Raw genomic sequence first — 6,000 nt, forward strand, 5'->3', positions numbered from 1 at the left:
TATTGTTAGTTTATTTGATTCCGTTCATTCCCACACCTTATGTGTTGTGGTTGAGTTGTAGAAGTAAGTTTTTTTCTTACTTTAATTTTGAAAGGGCTTCTTTGAGCCGATTAGTGTAATTAGCTTATTTTGCTATGCACAATTAATCGACTTGAGGAGGCCTTTTTTGTTTGGGTTTAAACAGGTATAAATATATATTTCTGTATAAAACAACAGATTAAGATAGGAAATTTATATAGGGGGAGAAAACATATGAGTAATTGATTTGTTTATCAGGGAAATTGGAGGGATATGTAGTTTTTTTACGTTAAATGTATACACGGATATATGAAACTGTGGTTGTAAAATAGATACATAATAGATTTACGAATCGCAGCAAAAATAATTATATGGAAGTTTTGTAGACGACATAAATGTACTCATTATAAGAAGGATGAATAGAATTTTACTGTGAATTTTTAAAAAAACGTATCAATTGATACGTTTTTTATTGTAATTCTAGTAAATATGAGGTACGATTTGAAAGGGGAAAGAATTTTAATGCATATTAGCTTTCAAAATAGGGAGACAAAAAAGCACACTAATTTTACAATCGGAGAGATTGAGCAGTACATATTAGAGTTTAAAAAATTAATTAAAAATAATCGATTTACGGTTTCTCGAAATGAAAAAAGGAAAGAGAATAATGAATTTTTAGAGGCTAATAAGATTAACGCTAGTAAAGTGAAAGAGATTCTTCTTAATATAGGAGTACGTGATTTTTGTTATGCAGTTGATAATAAAAATCCAAATTTTGCTCATGAAAAATTGTATATCTTTTGTCCACAATATGAGTTAGATAATTGGGGACAAAAGAAGTCGGTAGACATATATATTAAGATGAATCTAATTGAAAATAAGGACAGGAACAAATACATGATTGTTGTTTCTTTTCATAAAAGGAATAAACCAGTCACTTATCTTTTTAGGTAAAGATAAGTGACTAATGGTTTTAGAATGAGGGAGGATTTTTATGTTGGTTTTATGTGAGTTTTGTCGAGATATGGTAAAGTATTCTACTAAAGATGTTTCAAAAGTGACAGTCATTAGAGGGAAGCAATATCATTATGTAGGTAAAGAAGCAAATTGCGAGGAGTGTAAATCTGAAATATTTGTTCCTAACATTCATGATTATAATTTAGAACAATTAGATCATGCCTATAGACAACAGGAACAGTTAGTTACTATTTCTGAAATAAGAGAGGTTTTAGAAAAATATAAGATTGGAAAACGTCCATTGTCTTTACTTTTAGGTTGGGGAGAGGTTACCCTAACAAGGTATGTAAATGGAGATATTCCGACGAAGCAGTACTCGGATATATTGAAAAGATTAGGTAGAGATCAATCTTTTATGCTAGATATTTTGGAAAGAAATAAAGATTTAATTACTCAAAAAGCATATAGAGTCTCTAAAGAAGCAATCGCAAAGCTACAGGAAAATGATGATATTCCTTCTACGCAGACTACGAAAATCGAGGAAGTTGCTAACTATTTGCTATATAAAAATGATGATATTACTCCTTTAGCTCTTCAAAAGCTGTTATACTATGCGCAAGGATTTTGTAAGGTGTTTACTGGGACATATTTATTTGAAGATGATTGTGAAGTAGGAAGTCATGGCCCGGTATATCGAGTTATTTTTAATAAATATAAAGTATATCAGTACGACAATCTTGAAGTTAATTATGATAGTACAAATCAATTAACTCAAATAGAAAAGGAAATATTAGACTGTGTAATCAATACTTTAGGTTGTTATAGTGGGAAGAGTTTAGAAAAAATGATTCTATTTGACTTACCATGGGAAGTTACGCATGTAGAATTAGAAGATAATGATCCTGGTAAACCTATTATGGAAAAAGAAGAGATAGATAATTGCTTTAATACAATGAAACAGGCATATAATTTAGTTGCAATTTCTGATATAAAGAAATATGGCATAAAAGCATTTGAAAATATAAACAATTCAATGTTGTAACTATATCATTTTTAATATGATTGATATATGAATTTTTTACTGTTAATCAGGCCTCTATAAAGGTATTAAAAGATAGTACTAATTACAAAGGGTTAGGATTGCAGAATATAAACATTATTAACACGATGTAAATATGCATATTAAATAAAAAGTAAAGTGGATTGATACATTATATGGTAAAATGATATATATGAAAACGTCTTATGAAGTAAATTTTACGCTTTGGACCTTTAGCTCAGCTGGTTAGAGCAAACGGCTCATAACCGTTCGGTCGTAGGTTCGAGTCCTACAAGGTCCATTTATAAACAAGGAGAAAGCACTCAAATGAGTGCTTTCTCCTTGTTTATAATAAATAAAGGGGATTGTGACATGAAAATAATTGATTTAGAGACAGAAAGAAAAAAGAAGGGAAAATTAATGGTAACTATTCCAATTATAGAACTAATATATGGAGAAAAAGGGGAAATTGAATTTAAAGTAGTGGGAAAAAAAGTTGTTCCGCAATCCATGTTAGAGAATTAAACTACTTTCAATTTCTATAGGCTGTAAGGTCGTTAAGTGGGAGATTTCTAAGTACGGAAACCTCGTGGATTTTGATTGATTATGCTATCCCTGTAGTTCCTAAGGCTAAGAGATGAGTTTTCTCCGTTAGTATGGGAGAAAAAGGAGAAAGGAAAAGACATAGCTATTGCGGTTTTAGATACGGGTTGCAATATTAATATAAAGACGTTATTCTTTCCTATGATTTCTCAGAAAGAATAACGCCTTTTTCATTTTAGAGAGTATTTTGTCTTGTTAGCTTGATAGCGAAAGGGTAGGGCCATCAAAACGCAAATTTCGTACGCTAAGAGAATTTGGAAAGAGCTAAGGTTCTGATTCCCTTAAAGGACAAAACGAAGGAGAATTCCTAACAATAAAATTGTATTCATCTAGGAAAATTAATATGCTCTGAACTAAGAGGTAAGATATTTGCCAACCTTCTTCATATTTTTTGTAGCTGGAGTTAAATACAAAATATTACAGAAGTAGAGACAACATTGATAATTAGATTTAGCCCACTGGTGCGTTGTAACTAGTCTAATAGTAATCTTTCTCGAAGCTCACTGTATTATCGAAAAGAATTGCGCATGCTAATGCATTCATTGCTTATTCTTTAGTTTATTGAATATAATGATCCTATTTCTAAAATAGAAGGATGATAGGATCAATTACTTGTCACTTTAAATTTAATTAAAAAACAATTGTATTAACAGCATGTAGATAATTGTTCCACCTGCTATGGAGAGAAGCATTTGTCTCTTCCATATGTGAAGGATTATTACTACTCCTACTGAAATTAATTCTGGAGCACCATGATTGCCGGATAATAAGTTCAGATCCTTAAAACAGTAAATAACCAAAAGACTTATGACAGCTGAAGGTAGTACCTTACCGAGATACTGGACATATTGCGGAGTAGGTTTATCTGATGGGAACACTAAGAAGGGAAGGAACCTTGTAATCATTGTGCCTAAAACCACTATACCAACTGTTATAACTTGTTGCAGTAAACTCATTGTCACACGGAAACCTCCTCTATGTTCTCTATTGGTTTTTTTAGGATAGTAAGTACTAATAAAATCATAATCATTGCAGGAATTATGAAGTTGTTTCCACCAAAAATAATTAGGCTAAATATCGATAATCCCAGTCCTACAAGAGCGCTATAATGCTTTTTCTCCCTCATCCACTGTTCAACAAAAATCACAACGAAAAGTGCTGTCATAACGAAATCTAGTCCTTTTGTATTGAAGTGTACAAAGGAACCAAAAATACCACCAATTGCTGCTCCTATACCCCAATACAAATGATTAAGCAGTGTCACGAAGAACATAAACCAACCCTTATCAACATCTTTTGGAATATCAACAGTAGAATTAATAGAAAAAGATTCATCACATAGTCCAAAAATAAGATAAAACTTTTTCTTTCCAATTCCTTTATACTTCTCTAGCATAGAAATACCATAAAATAAATGCCGTGCATTCACCATTAAAGTAAGAAAAAGTGCATGAATTGGATTAAAAGCAACCAGTAATAAATTAGCTGCAATAAATTCCATTGATCCTGCGAATATGATTAAACTCATTAGAATTGGATATATTGCACTGAAACCCAGAGAGTTCATGTAGATTCCATAAGCAATTCCTAAAAATACAAAACCAGCAAAAATAGGTATTGTATAAGGAAAAGCTGCACGGAATGCGATTCTTATTTGATTTCTATTTTTCATATTATTCACATCCTTAATCAAGAGCTTTATTGCATACAAATTTAACACATAAAATCCATACAATGAATAAGAAAATTGTATGGATTACAATTTTCTTTAGCGGAAGTGTGTTATTCTAACTTTAAAATAATGCTGAGTTTATCTATAAAAATTTAATCGTAGAGGTGAAGCATGCCAGTAAATTCATTTGAAAATTACTCTATGTCTTGGAAACCTAATAAGGAACTATTAAAGCGTCCGTTTTATTCCTCTATTGCAGCACTACTTGAACATGATATTGTAAATGGTTTTTTAGCTCCAGGAACAAAATTGCCTCCACAACGAGAATTAGCGGATTTTTTAGATTTAAACTTTACAACAATTACCCGAGCTTACAAACTATGTGAAGTTAAAGGCCTAATTTACGCAATCACAGGGAGTGGAACTTTTGTAGCTCCTAATGCAACTCGTTCCATTACTATTTCTACAGAGGAAATCAGAAACTGCATTGATCTTGGATTAGTAGCATCATTTGAGCAAACTAATAGTATTGTCGCAGAGACTATTCAAAAGGTCGTAGATAAAAAGTATTTAGAGCAACTATTAAATTACAATGATCCAACTGGTCTTCCGCATCAAAAAACGGCAGGTCTCAATTGGATGAAGTCTTTTGGCATTAATGTGGATCAAGACCATATAGCAATAGTTTCGGGGTCACAAAATGCTTTAGCGATTACATTGACAGCGTTGTTTAAACCTGGAAACCGAATTGCAACTGATGTATACACCTATTCAAATTTTATCGAATTGGCAAAAATGCTACATATTCAATTAGTACCCATTCAAGGGGATGAATTTGGAATGCTCCCAAGTGAACTCGATAAGCAATGTAGTCAATTAGATATTCATGGTATTTTTTTAATGCCTTCTTGCTCTAATCCTACTACGATTATGATTGCAAATTTTCGAAAGAAAGAGTTAGCAGCAATCATTCGAAAGCATCAAATAATTTTGATTGAGGATGATATTCATGCATTTTTGACAGCAGGGGTTATTTCTGATTATGAGCAACCAATGTTTAATTTACTTCCAGAACAAAGTGTTTATATTAGTGGAACTTCTAAGTGCATTTGTTCAGGATTAAGGGTTGCTTATATGGTATTCGGAGATGCCTTACGTAAGGATATTTTAAAGGCTATATTTAATGTCAATGTTAAAACATCTTCTTTAGACGTAGAGGTGATAACAGAGCTAGTGTTATCAGGAAAAGCTCATGAAATTGTTAAGCAGAAGAAATTTTTAGCAGAGTCTGCAAACGAAATTTATTCAGGATATTTTTCTTCCAACAAGCCTGTAGGGCATCCTTTTAGTTTTTACCGTTGGCTACCTATTCAAAATCATTATGATGCATTTCAATTAGAAACAGATTTGGAGAGGCACGGCATTCGGGTTTTTCATTCCGAGCGCTTTATTACAGCACAAACCATGCCTAATCAGTATTTACGAGTCGCTCTATCCTCTACAAACTCATTAGAAGAGTTGAAAATAGGGCTAGAAATACTAAAACAATATCTCGGCTAGTGTGAACTACCCGCCACTTAACGTCCTAACGGACTGTTTGAAGTGGGGGCTTCTCGGTTAGTCGTTACTTTTGGTAGCTAACGAATTCGTCCTAAGACAGCCGAGCTAACTCCCTTGTTCCAAGGGTTATTTTATTGCTATCTATACTAAC

General features: G+C 32.4%; 6 protein-coding genes and 1 tRNA gene. 5 read left to right on the plus strand and 2 right to left on the minus strand.

Features of this window, described 5'->3' with window-relative positions; translation table 11 throughout:
• The first annotated feature begins 540 nt into the window (after positions 1-540).
• The 4 genes from EBQ15_RS26860 (at position 541) to EBQ15_RS31325 (ending at position 2,539) form a co-directional block, all read left to right on the plus strand.
• On the plus strand, positions 541-972 hold the full coding sequence (locus tag EBQ15_RS26860; protein ID WP_000548169.1) for a hypothetical protein: 432 nt from the start codon (positions 541-543) through the stop codon (positions 970-972).
• A 40-nt stretch (positions 973-1,012) separates the two neighbouring features.
• Positions 1,013-2,017, plus strand: a complete 1,005-nt coding sequence (locus tag EBQ15_RS26865; RefSeq protein ID WP_000960609.1) for a type II toxin-antitoxin system antitoxin SocA domain-containing protein — start codon at positions 1,013-1,015, stop codon at positions 2,015-2,017.
• Positions 2,018-2,241: 224 nt separating this feature from the next.
• Positions 2,242-2,315 (plus strand) — tRNA-Ile (locus tag EBQ15_RS26870).
• Positions 2,316-2,386: 71 nt separating this feature from the next.
• Complete coding sequence (locus tag EBQ15_RS31325; RefSeq protein ID WP_000691090.1) at positions 2,387-2,539, plus strand: hypothetical protein; 153 nt, start codon at positions 2,387-2,389, stop codon at positions 2,537-2,539.
• Positions 2,540-3,243: 704 nt separating this feature from the next.
• On the opposite strand, the gene EBQ15_RS26875 is transcribed toward EBQ15_RS31325, so the two are convergent.
• Positions 3,244-3,579 carry a branched-chain amino acid transporter permease gene (locus EBQ15_RS26875; RefSeq protein ID WP_000178817.1) on the minus strand — a complete coding sequence of 112 codons (336 nt, stop codon included), beginning with the start codon at positions 3,577-3,579 and terminating at the stop codon, positions 3,244-3,246.
• Positions 3,576-4,289, minus strand: coding sequence for an azaleucine resistance protein AzlC (gene azlC, locus EBQ15_RS26880; RefSeq protein WP_000797394.1), 714 nt, complete (start codon positions 4,287-4,289; stop codon positions 3,576-3,578). The genes EBQ15_RS26875 and azlC overlap by 4 nt, the downstream gene beginning before the upstream one ends.
• A gap of 171 nt (positions 4,290-4,460) precedes the next feature.
• Between azlC and EBQ15_RS26885 the strand changes: the two genes are divergently transcribed.
• Entirely contained in the window at positions 4,461-5,849 is a 1,389-nt protein-coding gene (locus EBQ15_RS26885) for an aminotransferase-like domain-containing protein (RefSeq protein WP_001145016.1), read from the plus strand.
• Positions 5,850-6,000: the final 151 nt, after the last annotated feature.

It is taken from the genome of Bacillus sp. 2D03, from assembly GCF_003946765.1.
In the GTDB taxonomy this organism is placed as follows: domain Bacteria; phylum Bacillota; class Bacilli; order Bacillales; family Bacillaceae_G; genus Bacillus_A; species Bacillus_A cereus.